General features: G+C 55.3%; 14 protein-coding genes. 2 read left to right on the top strand and 12 right to left on the bottom strand.

Going from position 1 to position 15,786, the window contains the following annotated elements:
* Positions 1 to 187 precede the first annotated feature (187 nt).
* From PD282_RS12105 to PD282_RS12095, 3 genes are all read right to left on the bottom strand, one after another.
* Positions 188 to 1,369 carry an MFS transporter gene (locus tag PD282_RS12105; RefSeq protein ID WP_274650929.1) on the bottom strand — a complete coding sequence of 394 codons (1,182 nt, stop codon included), beginning with the start codon at positions 1,367 to 1,369 and terminating at the stop codon, positions 188 to 190.
* Positions 1,370 to 1,720: 351 nt separating this feature from the next.
* Positions 1,721 to 2,263 (bottom strand): NAD(P)H-dependent oxidoreductase, encoded by a 543-nt coding sequence (locus PD282_RS12100; RefSeq protein WP_274655189.1) that lies wholly within the window; start codon positions 2,261 to 2,263, stop codon positions 1,721 to 1,723.
* 399 nt (positions 2,264 to 2,662) lie between these two features.
* Positions 2,663 to 3,238, bottom strand: coding sequence for a TetR/AcrR family transcriptional regulator (locus PD282_RS12095; RefSeq protein ID WP_274650928.1), 576 nt, complete (start codon positions 3,236 to 3,238; stop codon positions 2,663 to 2,665).
* A gap of 318 nt (positions 3,239 to 3,556) precedes the next feature.
* On the opposite strand from PD282_RS12095, the gene PD282_RS12090 reads away from it, so the two are divergent.
* Entirely contained in the window at positions 3,557 to 4,195 is a 639-nt protein-coding gene (locus PD282_RS12090; protein ID WP_274655187.1) for an HD domain-containing protein, read from the top strand.
* 381 nt (positions 4,196 to 4,576) lie between these two features.
* Here PD282_RS12090 and PD282_RS12085 read toward each other — a convergent pair whose 3' ends face one another.
* The 6 genes from PD282_RS12085 to PD282_RS12060 all read right to left on the bottom strand — a co-directional run bounded on the left by PD282_RS12085 (position 4,577) and on the right by PD282_RS12060 (position 10,964).
* Positions 4,577 to 5,521, bottom strand: a complete 945-nt coding sequence (locus PD282_RS12085; RefSeq protein ID WP_274650927.1) for a U32 family peptidase — start codon at positions 5,519 to 5,521, stop codon at positions 4,577 to 4,579.
* Positions 5,522 to 5,692: 171 nt separating this feature from the next.
* Positions 5,693 to 7,882, bottom strand: coding sequence for a dihydroxy-acid dehydratase domain-containing protein (locus PD282_RS12080; protein ID WP_274650926.1), 2,190 nt, complete (start codon positions 7,880 to 7,882; stop codon positions 5,693 to 5,695).
* 183 nt (positions 7,883 to 8,065) lie between these two features.
* Positions 8,066 to 8,752, bottom strand: a complete 687-nt coding sequence (locus tag PD282_RS12075) for a FadR/GntR family transcriptional regulator (protein WP_274650925.1) — start codon at positions 8,750 to 8,752, stop codon at positions 8,066 to 8,068.
* Between the two features lie 87 nt (positions 8,753 to 8,839).
* A complete protein-coding gene (locus PD282_RS12070) occupies positions 8,840 to 9,880 on the bottom strand; it encodes a M42 family metallopeptidase (protein ID WP_274650924.1) in 1,041 nt (346 codons plus the stop codon).
* A 134-nt stretch (positions 9,881 to 10,014) separates the two neighbouring features.
* Entirely contained in the window at positions 10,015 to 10,569 is a 555-nt protein-coding gene (locus PD282_RS12065) for a hypothetical protein (RefSeq protein WP_274650923.1), read from the bottom strand.
* Between the two features lie 17 nt (positions 10,570 to 10,586).
* Positions 10,587 to 10,964: a hypothetical protein gene (locus PD282_RS12060; protein WP_274650922.1), complete on the bottom strand. Its 378-nt coding sequence runs from the start codon at positions 10,962 to 10,964 to the stop codon at positions 10,587 to 10,589.
* 197 nt (positions 10,965 to 11,161) lie between these two features.
* Between PD282_RS12060 and PD282_RS12055 the strand changes: the two genes are divergently transcribed.
* Positions 11,162 to 12,184 (top strand): stalk domain-containing protein, encoded by a 1,023-nt coding sequence (locus PD282_RS12055; protein ID WP_274650921.1) that lies wholly within the window; start codon positions 11,162 to 11,164, stop codon positions 12,182 to 12,184.
* A 145-nt stretch (positions 12,185 to 12,329) separates the two neighbouring features.
* Here PD282_RS12055 and PD282_RS12050 read toward each other — a convergent pair whose 3' ends face one another.
* From PD282_RS12050 to PD282_RS12040, 3 genes are all read right to left on the bottom strand, one after another.
* Positions 12,330 to 13,181 carry a polysaccharide deacetylase family protein gene (locus PD282_RS12050; RefSeq protein ID WP_274650920.1) on the bottom strand — a complete coding sequence of 284 codons (852 nt, stop codon included), beginning with the start codon at positions 13,179 to 13,181 and terminating at the stop codon, positions 12,330 to 12,332.
* Positions 13,182 to 13,317: 136 nt separating this feature from the next.
* Positions 13,318 to 13,647 carry a hypothetical protein gene (locus PD282_RS12045; protein WP_274650919.1) on the bottom strand — a complete coding sequence of 110 codons (330 nt, stop codon included), beginning with the start codon at positions 13,645 to 13,647 and terminating at the stop codon, positions 13,318 to 13,320.
* On the bottom strand, positions 13,647 to 15,785 hold the full coding sequence (locus PD282_RS12040; RefSeq protein ID WP_274650918.1) for a PrsW family glutamic-type intramembrane protease: 2,139 nt from the start codon (positions 15,783 to 15,785) through the stop codon (positions 13,647 to 13,649). Before PD282_RS12040 ends, PD282_RS12045 begins: the two co-directional genes overlap by 1 nt.
* Position 15,786: the final 1 nt, after the last annotated feature.

Raw genomic sequence — 15,786 nt, 5'->3', positions numbered from 1 at the left:
CCTGTACTTTTCTGACCTCTACTAGACTTTGCGGGAACGATACCTTCTTCCTTAATCAGCTGTATGATTTTCGCCGGATACGTGCAGCCGTTTCGGAATCCTGAATCAATTCGGGGTGCTCTATCGGCCCGATGACGAACGCTTCTTCTTAAGGGATTAAGCACGATTAACTTCAACAATTTTTTCCTTATTCTGTTTGACTGACTAGAGAACGGTTATTGACTGTCGAGGTAACCGTAAGAAGGATGAATACCAAAGCGAACGAGAACGTTCCCAGCCACATCGCGCCGTTTACATTGGTCGTATCAACTACCAAACCGCCTATTAAAGCTCCCAAGCTGACAGACAATTGATAAATACCTACATAGATCGGACTCACGGCTTCTATAGCATTCCCAGCAGTTGAATAAACCAATAACTGCAGGCCCAAGGGAGCCATTCCCCAGGCGACCGCCCAAATAATGAAAGCAATGATTGAAATTACAACGTTATCTCCAAACAGTGAAATGCCCAGTAATGAAATAAGGAAAATAACGACTGTCCCCACTAACAATCTCTTGAGACTGCGTCCGGCTATGAAACCCGCGGCAAAATTGCTTATGAAAGAAACAATCCCATAAACGAGCAATATCGCACTAAGTAGATTCGGGCCGATTCCAGTCACTTTTTGGAAAAAAGGTGTTATATACGTGTAGGCCGCAAATTGACCACCCACAGTGAGAATCGCAATAACAAAGACCGTTACTACTTTCTTTATTTTTAACAGCTTCAGGAAATCTTTTCCTTGAATCCCCTGTTCCATCGGAATTCTCGGAAGCAGTATGAACTGGATGATGAAAACAGCAATCGCAAGTATGCATCCTATCGTGAAAACGATCCTTAAATCAAAATGTGCGGCTATAAAAGAGGCTAATGGAACACTTATGACCGTGCCAATCCCAAATCCTCCAAGGACAATCGAGGTCGCTTTTGCTACCTTCTTTTGCGGAACTAACTTTGCTTGAGCTGTCATAGCCACAGCCCAGAATCCTCCAACACTGATTCCAAGAATGATTCGCGCAATGACTAGCACAAAGAAATGGGTTGTAATCATCGAGAGTACATTAGATACAATAAGCAGCAACGACAGTCCGAGAACCACCATCCGCCTATCCAGACGTCCGATAGCTATCGTAAGAATCGGACCCGCAATGGCCGCCAGTATTGATGTGGATGTCACTGTAATTCCGGCAGTTCCCTCCGATACATCAAAGCTTCGGCTAATTTCATAAAGAAGACCAACTGGCAAAAACTCTGCAAGAGAAATTGAGAAAGCACCTAATGCAATTGCAATAATTGCAATCAATGGGTTCCTATTCTTCTTACCCAATGTCAAGCATCTCCCTGTTACATATATTTGCATGATAAATCCGAGTCTTTAAAAGAGCAGCATTCAAATGCATCAGAAATCGTTAATCAATGGGTAAACGGTTCCTCTGGTGAAATTCGATAGCCAATGGCAAAGTTATCTTCCTTCTGTATTGAAGGTTGTGCGCCGGTTGTTTCATTCTGGCTTTGAATCGCGCAGTTCCGCCCAATCGGCCGTCATCACCTTCCGGTAGTCTTCGCCTTCCGGACGAATGCCTGGGTTCAAGCGAACCTCGGCATTCGTACCTTCAAGCAATTGTTTCAGAGCGGTACGCAGACTGGCCGTTCCATCCGGCACCGGGGACAAATCGCGTCAATCATTGCGTTTTCGTACAATCAAAGGCTTAACCGTCTTAATATGCCGTACGTAATCTTTGCTGCTTTGCGCCAAGCGCGTTAAGTCGAGCGTGTTATACGCAAAGTGAGGCAGGTACACGGCGCTGATATAGTTGGCAAGCGCTTGGACGGGAACCAAAATTTCCTCCAGCGTGAAGCGGTTGGAACCGGTCGGTTGATAAGCTTCCGTAGGCGCGCCATACGAGAACGCGACCCCGATTTCTTTGCCGGCTGTCTTATTTCCTTCAGGACCGTATGCCCAGTTGTACAGCAGCACGTCTTCAAACCATTTTTTCAGCAACGGCGGCGCGCTGTACCAATATAGCGGATACTGGAAAATAATCCGGTCATGGGCCAAGATTAACTGCTGCTCCCGATGGACATCAATGTTTTCGTCCGGATATTCTTTATATAATTCATGAATCGTGATCTCATCATGTTTTTTCAATTCGTCGGCCCATGTTTTATTCCAGACGGACGATTCGATATTCGGGTGGGTAACGATGACCATTATTTTCATGTGTTTCGCTCCATTCACTAGTAATTTTAGTTGTTTTTGAAAAAGGTCATTTCCTGATCGTTGCGGAAACATTAATCAAATTACCTGTTACCATATCGGCATACTCCACAACGATAACGGGCTTCATCCTAATCTTCGAAAATTTTCATGTCGACGCGGTTGATCTTGGTCATGATCTTCGCTGTTTATAAAAGGCATCACTTGCCGTGCATTTGTTTCCTTAACTTTATTTTGTACCTACTTGTCGGTACAGATTCGGCAAAAAAAATGATCGCCAAGCATCTGAGTCCCCCTTCCTTCGTGAGCGTAGTTTTTTTGTACCTACCATTCGGTACAGACGAATCATAACAAAATCGCTTTGCATACACAATAGAAAAAAACGGAAGCATGCAATCGGGCTCATGTGAGCCGATATTGCGCGCGAATGATTTCGATAGCGTTCGTGAGAAAGCCGGCTTCTTTTTGACTCTTCATTAATAAGATGGCGCCTTCGATCATAGATACGATGGCTCGTGCATGCTTCTTGGCATCGATGTCCGACGTTATATGCCCCTGTGTAATCAGCTCGTTGAGCACGCTTTCGATCGACAAAATCCACCGGTCGAATATATAGTGGACTTTTAACCGAAACGTTTCGTCGTGTTCGCTCATCTCGACGGCAAGGTTCCCTACGGGACAACCCGATTTCCCTTCTTCGCCCGTATGGATGGTCAATGTCCTATCAAGCATTTTATTTAATTTCGCGATAGGATCAAGATCAGTTGCAAATATGCCCTCGAACACTTCCCTGTCCCATTCCTTGACCAGATCATCGACGACTGCCAGGCCGAGTTCGCGTTTGGATGAAAAGTAGTGATAAAACTGTCCTTTTCCGATGTGAGCCTCATCCAAGATATCGCTGATCGATGTAGCTTGGTAGCCTTTATAATAAATGATTTTTCTGCATATCGTAATAATGTCTTGGAGTTTCGACACCTCGACACACCCTTTTATGATTTCTTTTGCTCGAGCTCAGTATTCGCCTAAACGGTTGGAGGTAACAAATGAATTTTATCACAGTTTGTATAGTTAGTCTTCCCTTCGATGACCCTTCTCATGTCGATTGGTCAGGATTGGCTACGCGCTGCCCCTGCCTGCAGCGAATGCAGGTATCCGGAAATTGCAATGGGCGTTACCGGTCAGGAGGAAAGGAAAAAGACTGGGAAGTTTTGGCGTGAATGTCTCCGCATATTCCTATCCAGCATTGAGAAATATGGAAATGGCAGGTTAATGCATGAAAAGGGGGAGTTGCCGATGACGGATTTTATTGCGGATATTAAAATACCCGATAGTAAACTAGCCGCAGAAGCGGCCGAATTAGTGCGCGAGCATGCCGACGACCTTCTGTGGAATCACTCGAACCGGGTTTTCCTGTTTGCGGCGATGAAAGGCAGCCTGAATCAGATGAAGTACGATTCCGAATTGCTTTATATCAGCTCGCTTTTCCACGACATCGGCCTCACTCCCGCATTCCGAAGCGCGGACAAACGGTTTGAGGTCGATGGGGCGAATGCCGCCCGGGATTTTCTGAAAAGCCGTGGGGTACCGGAAGATTCCGTTCGATTGGTGTGGGATGCTGTCGCCCTGCATACGACCGTCGGAATCGTGGAATACAAGGAAACCGAAGCGGCGCTGATGAATTTTGGCGTTGCTTACGATGTGGTCGGGAAGAACTTCGATCTCATCCCGGCAGAAATGAGGCAGCAGGTTGTCGGGGCTTTTCCTCGCAGCCGTTTTAAACAACAGATCCTGCAAACGTTTTTGGAAGGCTTCAAACACAAGCCGGAAACCACCTACGGAACGATTAACGCCGACATATGCGAGCTGCTTCTTCCGGGATATGTGCGTCCGAACTTTTGCCACCATGTTCTTCATTCCAAATGGGATGAGTAGCATGTTATGGGCCATTTCCGCTTCTGGAATCACACGGACAACTGGAATCACGTGGATAAAATGTAAAGAACTCTCCGTATTTGGAGAGTTCTTTTTGGAGTCGGCATGTATAGCCGAGAAAAACCGTACATCTCGCGACCTTCTGCTGAATGTCCTGCATCGCTCGTGCGTTCCGCCTTCGTGAGGTGCGGCTGGCGAGCCGGTGACGATCGATCGCGATAGACTTCAGCCGCCCTTCTTGCAAATTCCATAAAGCGCCCGTCAAAACCGGCGTTTGCTAGTTGTTGTTCTGTTCGGTATCCAGGTGCACGATTCTCAATGATACGGCCAGCTTCATTGTTGAAACCATACTGCAACCCGACCATTTACGAGCCTTGACGGTTATGATTTGCTTTGGGCCGGTACCGGAACGCCAAGACCCGGCGCTCCCAGCTTCGACGTCGTCAGATGCTTGCCGTAACGCTCGACCATCTGCATCCCCAGGTACGCCCGGCGGACGCGTTCGCGGCAGAGCGCGACGTTCGTCGCTTCGAGATGCGTTCCGCTCGGGTAGACGTCGGGATGGTTGCGCAGCCCGAACTTGATATAAACCGGGGCAAGCAGCCGGATCAATTCCGGAATTTCATAATGGCGGATAAAGCCGCCGAAGCCGTCCGGAACCTCCACGTACAGGTCGATCGGAATGTCGATCGCCTGGCGGATCGAAGCCAGCTTGGGCAGCGTGAGCGAAGTCGGCACGTTGTACGTATCCGCGCCAAGCTGCTCCATGAGGCGGATGGAGGCCGGGTTGGCGGCCATCATTTGTACCGATACTTTGACGACAAAGTCCGGCGCGATCAGCCCCTGCTTTTTCATTTCTTTGGTCAGGAGCAGAAGCCCTTCATCGGCGACCAGTGCGCCGCGGACCCCAAGCCGGTTGGCTCGCTGCAGGTCTTCCATCGCATAGACCAGCTGGTCGACGCCTTCGTGCCGGAGCCCGATCACCTTGCCGGCCGGCGTGAACGGCTGTGCGCCGATATCCCAAGTACCGCGCGGACCGACGAACAGACTGAGCTCCACGCCGCGGTCGGCGCACAGCTGAACCATTTCCCCGATTTCTTCGTCCGTTTGCAGCATGATGCCGCTGCCCTGCGACACCCGGTGGATCGTCACGCCGTACCGGTCGGCTTCTTCAAAAACGGCTCTCAGCGCCGCCGGTCCTTCGACGCTCGGAATTTCCACGCGGTACTGCGCGCCGTCCGGAAACCGTTTGGCTGAATCCGGCAGGTCGTAGGCCTCGCGGTCGGGCAGTCCCATCGAACGCAATAACGCTCTCGATTGTTCCATTTTTCGCTCTCCTTGCTTCCCATTATGGATAAATCGTGATTTAATATGGCATGCAAATCCAGTTTGACTCATTTTAAAAGATCCGTGTGAAGCAGCCTCTCGACCCCGTCGCGCCTGCTTCTTGCCCCGAGTACTTAGGCTCGTCGATATGCTGGGCGCGGCGGAAAAAACTCAAGCCGAAGCGTTGCCGGCAGCCGGAGCGTTCGTGCCGATCCCCTGCCACGGCAGGTCGGCATCCGCCGCCACCGCAAGCGGGACGACGCCGTGCGATGCATCCGTGCAGCCGGCCATCCGGTTCGATGCCGCCACGCGGCGCTGCCGGACCCGCATGCGTTCGAGCCGCTCCCTGCCGAGCTCCGCCCGTTCGGCGGCCAAATCGCCGCTGTACGGCTGAACGATGCCGGCTTCGAACAGTTCCGGATCGAGCAGCTCGATCCGCTTCGCCCGGAAGCGAAGGTGGAACAAGTCGCCCTGCTGCAAATACAGCATGCCGCCGCCTCCGAACGCTTCGGGCGTCGCATGCCCGATGGCCGCGCCGTAGGAGACGCCCGAGTAGCGGCCGTCGCTCATGAGCGTCGTCAGCTTTCGCAGCCCGCGGTGCGCATTGATGTGCTGCATCGGCGTAAACATCTCCGGCATGCCGAACGCCTCCGGCCCCTGCCCGGCAATAATGACGGCCAGCCGCAGCCATTCGTTTGCGACCATGCGATCAAACAGCTCAGCATCGGAAATCTGCGCAAGCTCCGTCTCCGGGACGCCGGCATTGTGCATCGCCATCCGGCGCATCGCGGCCGGACGGAAGACGCCTTGATCGCGCAGCCGGCTGAGCAGCGTGACGTCCAGCAGGTTCCGGTTCGCTTCGTCCTCGTTCTCGAAATAAAGCACGAACGCCACTTTTTCATCGAAATGGTCGAGCTGCCGCGTCGGCATGCCGCTGATTTTTACGACCGCTTCCTGAAAAAAATTGCCGCGCAGCACGTCGATGCCGCTGAACGCCCGCCTCGGCTTGCTTAAAATAATGGGCACATCCGCTCCGTCCGCGCTGAGCCCGCGCGGATCGGCCAGCCGCTCCCGCCAGGTCAGTCCCGCAGCCGTCGGGGCGTCCAGCTCCATATCGATGCCATTGCGCGTCAGCTCGTAAACGAGCGTCTCCATGCCGCGGATTTGCCCGGAGCAGCATTGGCGCGCAAGCACATAAATATCCCGTCCTTCCGTCAGGCTGTAATCGTACAGGTCGGGAATCGGCTGACGCGTCGCAATCGCTTCCAGATCGGCCAGCGAGAAATCGTACCCGGCGTAAATCATCGCCCCGACGATATGCATGGTCAGGTTGGTCGATCCGCCGCTTGCGCTGTGGATCCGAATCGCGTTGCCGATATTGGCGGCGACGAGCTCGCTCACGCCGCACTCCGGCCGCGGAATGATTTTGAACAGCGCTTCGACTGCGGCGTCCACCTGCGCCTGCGCCGGCGGTTCGGTCAGCAGCTCCAGCGCCGGATGCACGAGACCGAAGCCTGCCGTTATTTCGCGCGAGCTGTTGCCGGTGCCGTGAAACGCGCAGATGCCCCCGTTTGCGTCGCAGGTGCTGACCGCCAGCCTTTTCTCGAATGCCTTGTGTTTCTCGTGCGACAGCAGCCCGACTTCGACAGCCCGCTCCAGCACGCCCTGAAAAGCCGTATTCGACGAGCATTGCAAAATATAGCTCGCCGCTTCGAGAATATCCGCCGCAATATCGGCATGGCCCGCTGCCTCCGCATCCTTGGCAAGCGCATCCAACTCCGCTTTTACGTCATCCGGGATCGTGCCGCCCTTCAGCACGTGCGACGGGCAAAAAGTAGCGAACACGTGATGCTCGCCCCGGTAACGCCGCAGCCGGTCGAGATGCGCCAGCCCGCTCACCACGCCGAGCGGCTGCTTGTCGCAGCCCTGAATGACGAACGCGCCATGGTAGGAATGGGCTTCCATCTGATTGACGACGATTTCCGCAATCGCATTCCGGCTCTGCAGCGAATAAGACATGCCCATGTTGTTTTGCGCGGTGCCGTCGCACAGCACCGGGGTGCTGAAATAAAACGGCACGCCGCCTTCGTGCCAAATTTTCAGCGCGGCCTTGCTTACCGTTTCAAAATCGAGGATATGCGCCGGATGGTCGGAGGAGCCGCCGATAATCGCGATCCGCGGAGCGTTATATTCCAGCCGGTCGTAAATCGCTTCCAGCGTCCAGTCCGGCTGGCCGCCCGCATATTGGCCGCCCGTCTCGCGGTATGCGCGGTCCAGCAGGCCGGCCGCCGTAATCGGCTCGTTGGCCTTGCCCTGCACGTTGCCCTCGTAAGGATTGTGACCGCTGGGTATGCGGATCATATTAATGGACGACCTCCTGCCATTATAATATAAGTCCTATGATGAATACGTTTTCAGATTAAATATATCATAGGACTTCGAACGGGTTCAAGACGAAGAATCGCACTCCATTCGTTTGGCGCAGCTTTGTGGCGCCTCTGAGCATCGGAAACGGCAGCCGGCACAAAGTCCGTGCTGCCGTATTTATCTTTCCTGCTCCGCATGGGTCAGGCTGAGCTCGCCGATCATATCCTCGATATGCAGGCGCATCAGCTCGCGGGCCTGCTTTGCGTCTCCTTTGGAAATCGCGCCGGCGATCAGGGAATGATAGGCCGCCGCCTTTTCGTTCACCGACGGGATACGCATCGTATGCCGCCGGCTGTCCAGCAGCAGATCGCCGATAACGCCGATCATTTTGACCATCACGTCGTTATGGCTGGCCAGCGAGACGAGGCGGTGAAATTCCATATCCTCTTTCAAAAAATCCCGGCCGTTCTTCACTTTTCGCTGCATGAGCCGCGCATTCGAGACAATTTTCGCCGCTTCGTCCGCGGTTGCTTTCTCCGCCGCCATCGCCGCGAGCTCGGGTTCGATGATCAGCCTCGCTTCCGTCAGCTGCATCCAAGAAGCGTTTTCCAGGAAAGACAGGTGGTCATTGGCGCGGTCCGCGGGTATTTCGTCATGTACATACGTTCCGCGGCCCTGCTCGACCCGTAAAATTTGCTGCATGCTCAAAATGCGGACGGCTTCCCGGACAGCCGAAATGCCGACGCCCAGCTCGGCCGCCAGCTCCTCGATGGACGGCAGGCGCTCCCCCGGCTTCCATACGCCTTCGCGAATCCGGCGCATGCACTCGTCGTATACAACCTCGTAGGTCAGCTTTTTGCGCATCGGCGCCCCCTTCGAGACGTCGGGATCGTTTGCTCCCGTTTCAGCCTCCCGATTTGTACGGTTTCATCTGCCGCAGTAGTGCGGGTATCAGCCTTCGCTCACATAAAGCGCAAGCAGCGCGGCCGTTTGAACCACCGCATCCATATGCGTCCGTTCCATGCCGTGCGATGCGGATACGCCCGGTCCGAGACAGGCCGCCCGGATATCGTTGCCGCCTCTCAGGGCCGCCGAAGCGTCCGACCCGTAATGGGGATAAATATCGACCGCATACCCGATCCCGTCGCGTTCCGCCAGCTCGATCAGCCGGCTGGTCATGTCATAATCGTATGGACCGCTCGAATCCTTGGCGCAGATCGAAACGCCGTATTCCGTGCCGTTCAAATCGTCGCCGATCGCGCCCATATCGACGGCAATCATTTCGCTGATGTCGGAAGGGATGGAGGAAGTGCCGTGACCGACCTCCTCGTAGTTGGAAAAAATGAATTTCAGCGGATAAAGCGGCTTCACTTCGCCCCGCGATATGAGCTCAAGCGTGCCGAACATCGCGGCTACGCCGGCTTTGTCGTCCAAATGCCGCGATTTGACGAATCCGTTGCCGAAGCTTCTGAATCGCGGATCGAAGGAAATAAAATCGCCGGGCCGAATGCCGAGCGCTTTGACCTCCTGCTCGGAAGACACGCGTTCGTCGATGCGCACCTCCATAACCGCTTCCTCCCGCTTTTGGTCCCTCGCATCTGAAAATACATGCACGGAAGGCTTTGTCGTCAAAATTGTACCGCTGTAAATGTCACCGCCGCGCGTATGAATACTGCAGTACTCGCCTTCGATGCTGTTCATCATATACCCGCCGACCGGGCTGAGCCGCAGCGTGCCGGACGGCTTGATCGAGCGAACGATCGCCCCGAGCGTATCGACATGACCCGTGATTCCGATCGTTTTGTCCGCGGCTGTGCCGGGCACGTCGATGATGAGTCCGCCCTTCTGCAGGAAGCGGCCGGACATGCCGAGCTTTTCGGCTTCAACGCGCAGCAGCTCGATCACCTGACGGCAATACCCGGTCGGGCTTGGCGTCAGCAGGATGCGCTCCATCAGATCATGAACATACGAACGATTCACCTTTTCCTTCATTCGTCCTTCTCCTCCTCCGTTACCAATTGTTTCTTATATTTAAACTTGCCATCATTGTAAGAGGTATCGGAAAGGATTGCAAACGTTTCGATAACACGCGCCGGACTTGCGCCTTCGTGACGCCGTGCCCGGCTTTAATCCGGGCTTGTGCCTTCAATCCAGGCGATTCGCTTCGATTTCTTTCCCGCCAGCACCGATACGGCGGCATTGTGCTCGGCCTGCAGCTGCCCGACGACCGTGCGTACCCGGTGAATCGCCTCCAGCGCCCGCTCCTGGGCGTTATTAATCCGCCCTTGGACCATCCAGTCGGCGATTAAGCCGTCGAACCAATAGTCCGCCATTTTCAGCATCCCGCTTATATCAATCGAAATATCGATTCCACGCTTCACATCGGCAAGCTCATCCTGAAAATCGTGCAGCAGGCGGTTCGCGTCATGAATGTGCTGCTTCGCGTCATCCACGTATTCATGCTTCCGGTGCGTGCTGTACATGCGGCCCCCGCCCCATAAATCCCATTTCCCCCAATTTTCCGCCTTCTCCAGGCTCGCGGAGGCATCCTCCAGCGATGCAAGCACGCGTTTTCCCGCCGTTAACGCTTCTTCTATCTCTTGGGCCGCAATCGTCCGATCGGCGATTTGCGCTTCCATTTCCATCAATATGGCTGCGGTCGAAGAGGATTTACGCAGCATCGTTTCCCGTTCCGCCATCAATCGTTCATATTCGCTCGGCGCGTCAAGCAGACTTGCGAGCTCGTCTCCGATCCGGACGATTTCGGCCTCCGTGCCCGCGAAAGCGCCTGCTTCGCCTCCTGCAGCCGAAGAGCGGCAGCCAGCGCTTGCTGTCGCTCGGTCTCCAGCTGTTCGTTTTTGCTGCGGAGGATCGTATAAAAGAGATGGGTCAGCGACATCCGGGTCAGCTGCTCGACATCCGCCTGTTCCGCTTCAAGCCGGACCTCCAGCTCCACGATCTGCCGCTCCTGTTCCCGCTTACGTTTCAGCAGCGCCGCCCGCCTGCTTTCGGCCTTCTCCAGCCGATATTTCCGCCCCTTGGCTGCGAGCAGCCGTTCGTACAACTCGTCGGCCATGTCACGACACCTCCATTTTGGTAAACATGAAAGTTGCTGTAAAAGTTGTACGTTTCCGACGGGCGAATGTTTCGCCAAGGATTAGGGTCGACCTTCAAACGCTTCAATGCCCATTCATTTCTTGCAACTTTTGGAAGTCTTCCTGCGTTTAAAAAAGAGCATCGCGACAATCGTTTCGGGAAAAGGAGTTCGTTAACGTGAAGCTTGTCCCCAAGTTCACCTTTATTGCCATTGCGGTTTCCGGTTTGCTTTTATCCTCTCCGCATGCAAGTGCAGCCGATAACGTTCAGCTTGAAATCGACGGCAAAACGGAAACGGACGGAACCGCTTATCTGTCGAAAGGGACCACATTCGTGCCGCTGTCCATGTTTAAATCCCTGTTCGATACCCCGATTCTTCCGCACCCGTCCGGCAAAAGGGCAGAGGTTCAATTTGCAAGGCAATTATACACCTTCCATGACGGCAGCGCGATCGTCATGAATGACAGCCATTCCTACAAGCTGCAGGCTGCCGTCTCGTTCGAAAACGGGCAAATTATGGTTCCGCTCCGCATGATCGCCATGCTGACCGGTTCGTCGGTTTCGTGGGACTCCGGGAAAAAACGGGCAGTGATGAAATCAAGCCCGCAGGGAAAGCTCGCGCTGATCGCAGCCGACGCTTCAATCTCGGTGAAGCTGTATGAAACGAGAGGCCGGAAAGGGCTCGTACTGGACGTTGACGGATACCGAAAAATGTACGACTGGTCCTACACGGACGAGACAGGGACTCCGCCTGTTCTTCTGACCGCAGACCTCAACCACCATGACGGCGGCAAGGAAATCGTCGTGATTTTAACGACTGGCCGCGGTACGGGTCTCAATATTCAACAGGTTCATGTCGTCGACGTCGGCAGCTTCAAGGAAGTCAAAGTCGAAGATCCGCTGTCGTACGTGAGTCGAAACGTTCAATCGCAAATTTCCGAGACGAATCAAGGGGTTGAAATTTCAATGACCCTTCAAGGAAAACCGGTACAGCTGACCAAAAAGAACCCCGGCTTCAACTTGAATGGAAAAGTCGGTTTTGGCAGCATCATCTATTATCATGTTGACCAAGGTATTTTAAAAGCCACGCTTGCGGGAAGTATCTCGAATACCGAATTTATCGGCGATTTCGACCTTACATACGTTTATGAGCATGGTCAGCTTAAAGCCGGAAAGCTGCAATTTACCGCTGATCCATAAGGAGCTGCAGCTTACACCAATTCCTTCAATCGCTTCTTGAACCGGTTCCAAAGCTGCTCACCTCCAAGGGCTAAATGTCGAAAAAAATGCCGCGGCATTCGCGGCATTCATACGGCTTTTTGCATCAGAACATATGGCGGCCGGCTTACCCGGCCTGCCGCTGCAGCTCCCGCAGCTCCCGCCAGCCGATCAGGCGGATCTCCTCCTGCCGGATAACCTGCTGCACCTCCGGGTCGCGGAACACATCAAATTCATAGCGGCGCGCCTGCCACGTATCCGTAATCGCTTTCAATTCTTCCGTATCGAGGGAAGGATGAAATACGAGCTCCGTAACGCCGGGTTTCAGCCCTTTCAGCAGATCGACAGCCCTTTGCTTCGTGACGGCATAGTCGTCCCCATCCTCCAAATAAAACGGCAGGGCGACGATCTCGTTGGGATACAGAATACCCGACCGGTCCGCCTTCCTTGCGATTTCCTCTTCGTTCCCGATCCGGTTTTGCGGATTTTTCCGAAAACGGAACGGCAGCCGGTACATGCCGCAGAGGTCCACATAGAGCTCCATGAACGGCCGCAGCGAGCCCATGTGGTTATCGAGATGCGTCGGATCCACGCCCATGCGCAGCGCGGTTTCGATTTGCGCGACGAGCTCTCGCCTGATCTGCTCCGGATCGCTCTGCACAACCGGTTCGGATGCCGCCGGAAAATGGCCGAGCTCGTTCACGAGCGAGCCGACGTCGCTTGAATGGCAAACCGGTCCCCATTTGTACCGGTCCCATTCGCTCGTCAGCGTAAGATGTACGCCGACATCATACTTCGATTTCGCGGCGGCTGCCGCCGCTTCGAGCGACCACGGGCAGTTCACCATCAGCGTCGTCGATGTAACGGCGCCTTCGTCCAGCAGCTGCATGATAGCCCGGTTCGTCGTATGGCACATCCCGTAATCGTCCGCATGGACGATGAGAAACCGTTCCGATTTCATGTGATTCGCAAAATCCATTCGTATCGTCCTCTCCTTTCATTAATAGGAAAATTAAGGACCGGCCGCCGCTTGAACCGTCGGCAGGACGGCCGGATCCAGATATCCCGGCAAACGCGGATTGTCCGGCAGGCCGTCTGCGGCGGACAGCCTCAGGTCAGCCGATAAACACGACGGCGCCTTCCCGGCGGAAAGCGTGCGGAAGCTCGGCGGCGAGCCGTTCGAGCCGCTCCAGCATCTTGTCCCGGCGGTCGCCGCTTAGTTCCGTCTCCGCCCACAGCTTCAGCTTCTCAAGCTCCGCCAGCACGGCGGGCAAATCATCTTTGGTTACGTCAATCCCCGAAGCAAACCCCGGGACCCATTGCAGCCCAAGCGGTTCCACGGCCGGCTCCCAGCATGCCTGGAAAAAGGCCTCGGTCGCGACCGGCACGCTGAACAGCTGCTCGAATTCGTTCTCGGGCTCGGGGATAAATGCGCTGATCGCCATTACGGCTTCCCTCCAAACAAAACGTTAAACGTATAATCCGGAAATTCCGACCGCAGCCGGTTCAGGCTGTTTTCGACGGCCGACCTGAGCTCGGGCGTGTCGCCGTCTAATCGAAACACGAACTTGCGGATCGATTTGATGTCGTCGATCGAGGGGATTTCGCTCGATCCGTGAGGCGTCGCCCGGGTGGCGGCCGCCTTGGTCTGCAAATTCAAAATACGGTTGCGGGTTTTCGCCAAAATTTGTTTGTCCGCAAACTGCTGAGGCGTCTGCGCCGGCAGGCCCGTTCTCGGATTGATGATGTCCAGGCCTTTGGCCGTTTTGTCCTCGTAGAAAACGCCGTTCTTCAGATCGATTTCGTCGAATTCGCCTACCGGATTGCCCCGCTGATCGACAATTTCGACCTCATGCACCGGTTCTCCTGCCGCGGCCGGATTTGCGTCATTGTCCTTGTCGGGCGGACGGTCGGGATCGCCGTCGCCATGCTTAGGCGGTTTTTCGGGCTCCGGCGGCCCATGCGGTTTCTCGGGCCCCGGCAAATCGCGCTCCTTGCGAAGCAGCTTTTCCAGCCATTTCGCGAGCCTGCCCCGTCCCCGTTTCACCGCCCACTCCATCGCTTTGCCGAGCGGCAGGCGGCTGAGCAGCAGCGCCAGCGCCAGCGAGGCGGCGTTAGCCGGCGTCAGGAGCCGCTTCGGATCGCGGATATCGCTGGCGATTTCGTGGCCGCTGCCGGCGATGCCGGGGATGGTAAGCGCGATGCCGACCGCTGGCCAAAATTCGAAAAACAGCAGAGACAGCGCCAGCGCACCCAGAATGATCGTCCCCTTCTCCAGCCCGCTCAGCCCGTCCCACCAATTTTGCAGGGAATCGAACAGACAGGAGAAGCAGGCGGAGCCGGTGCCGCTTGTCGCGAACTGCGCCATTCCCGCCAGGGCGCCGGCAGCGAGCAGCAGAATTGCAGCCCCGGCCGCAGCGGCGAAAATGCGCCTGATCCGCTCCCGCGTCTCGCCTTCGGTGCCCGCAGCCTCTGCATTGCCGTACAGCAGCACGAACCCCAGCTCCCGCCTGCTGCGGAAAAGCTTGGCTAAATAACCGAACCTTCCATTTCGGCGCACGATTGCAAGTCCCATGCTCCACCATTCGGAGAACGGGTTGATCCACGTTTCCGTCGGGAGCCGGGGCACCTTGGCGCGCACCCGGTTCAGCGCCCAGTAATCGGCCAGCAGCGAACAGGCGAGCATGAAGAGAAACACCGGTTTCGTCTTATACCCGCTGCCGGTCCAGTCGTTCAGGCGAATGATCCACTTGGGCAGCTCATACTGCCCGTTATACGCGGCATGATCAAGGATCGCCCACAGCAGCAGCAGAGCGGGAAAACAATAGATCCACGCGGTCCATCTCTTCCGAAGCCGCCAGGAGATACCGCAGCCGAGCGTGATCATCGCCGTATGCACCGGATGGCTGACGCTCATGACCGTCGGCAAAAAGCTTTCCTCAAACCGGCCCGGAAACAGCGTAAAAAGATCCCAGTGAATCGTCTCGCCGCCCAGCATCGTGACGCTGTAGCCGTACCTGTCCGCCAGCACGCCGGAATTGATCCAGCGACGGCTCAGCTCCTCCATCAGCTGGAAGCCGGTGCCGGATGCAGCTCCGATCAGCGTAAAATCCGCCAGACTGAGGGCGGAGGCGCGGCGCGAGAACAGCAGGAAAGCCGCCAGCGGGATAAGCTTGAACGTTTCCTCCGCAACCGGCGTCAGACCGGCGGTTGACCAGATATCCGACGGATTGCCGCCGAAAACCGCATGAACCGCCGACACGGCAAGCACGGAAAACGGTACGGAGAACAGGATGCCCGCCAGGACGAAGGCGGCGGCCGTCCGCCATTTCAGCGTTTTGCTCCGGCACAGGACCCAGAATTGGAGCAGCACATAAAACGACCATAAATACTGCACCATCATCGTGCGGACATCCTTGTACCAGATCAGCCCGAACACCAGCACGGCCAGCGAGATCCAGGCATACGCCGCGTAAGCCAGCCGAATATACCGGTGCCGCTCCAGCCACGCTTTCCACCATCGATAAGTCGATTCCAGACTGTCACGGATTCCGCTTCGGATTTGCCAGAATGCTTCTGTCATG

Origin of the sequence: Paenibacillus humicola, from assembly GCF_028826105.1 — a bacterium.
Classification (GTDB): domain Bacteria; phylum Bacillota; class Bacilli; order Paenibacillales; family Paenibacillaceae; genus Paenibacillus_Z; species Paenibacillus_Z humicola.
The sequence above is the reverse complement of the archived record's forward strand: the minus strand, read 5'-3'. Positions and strand labels throughout refer to the sequence as shown.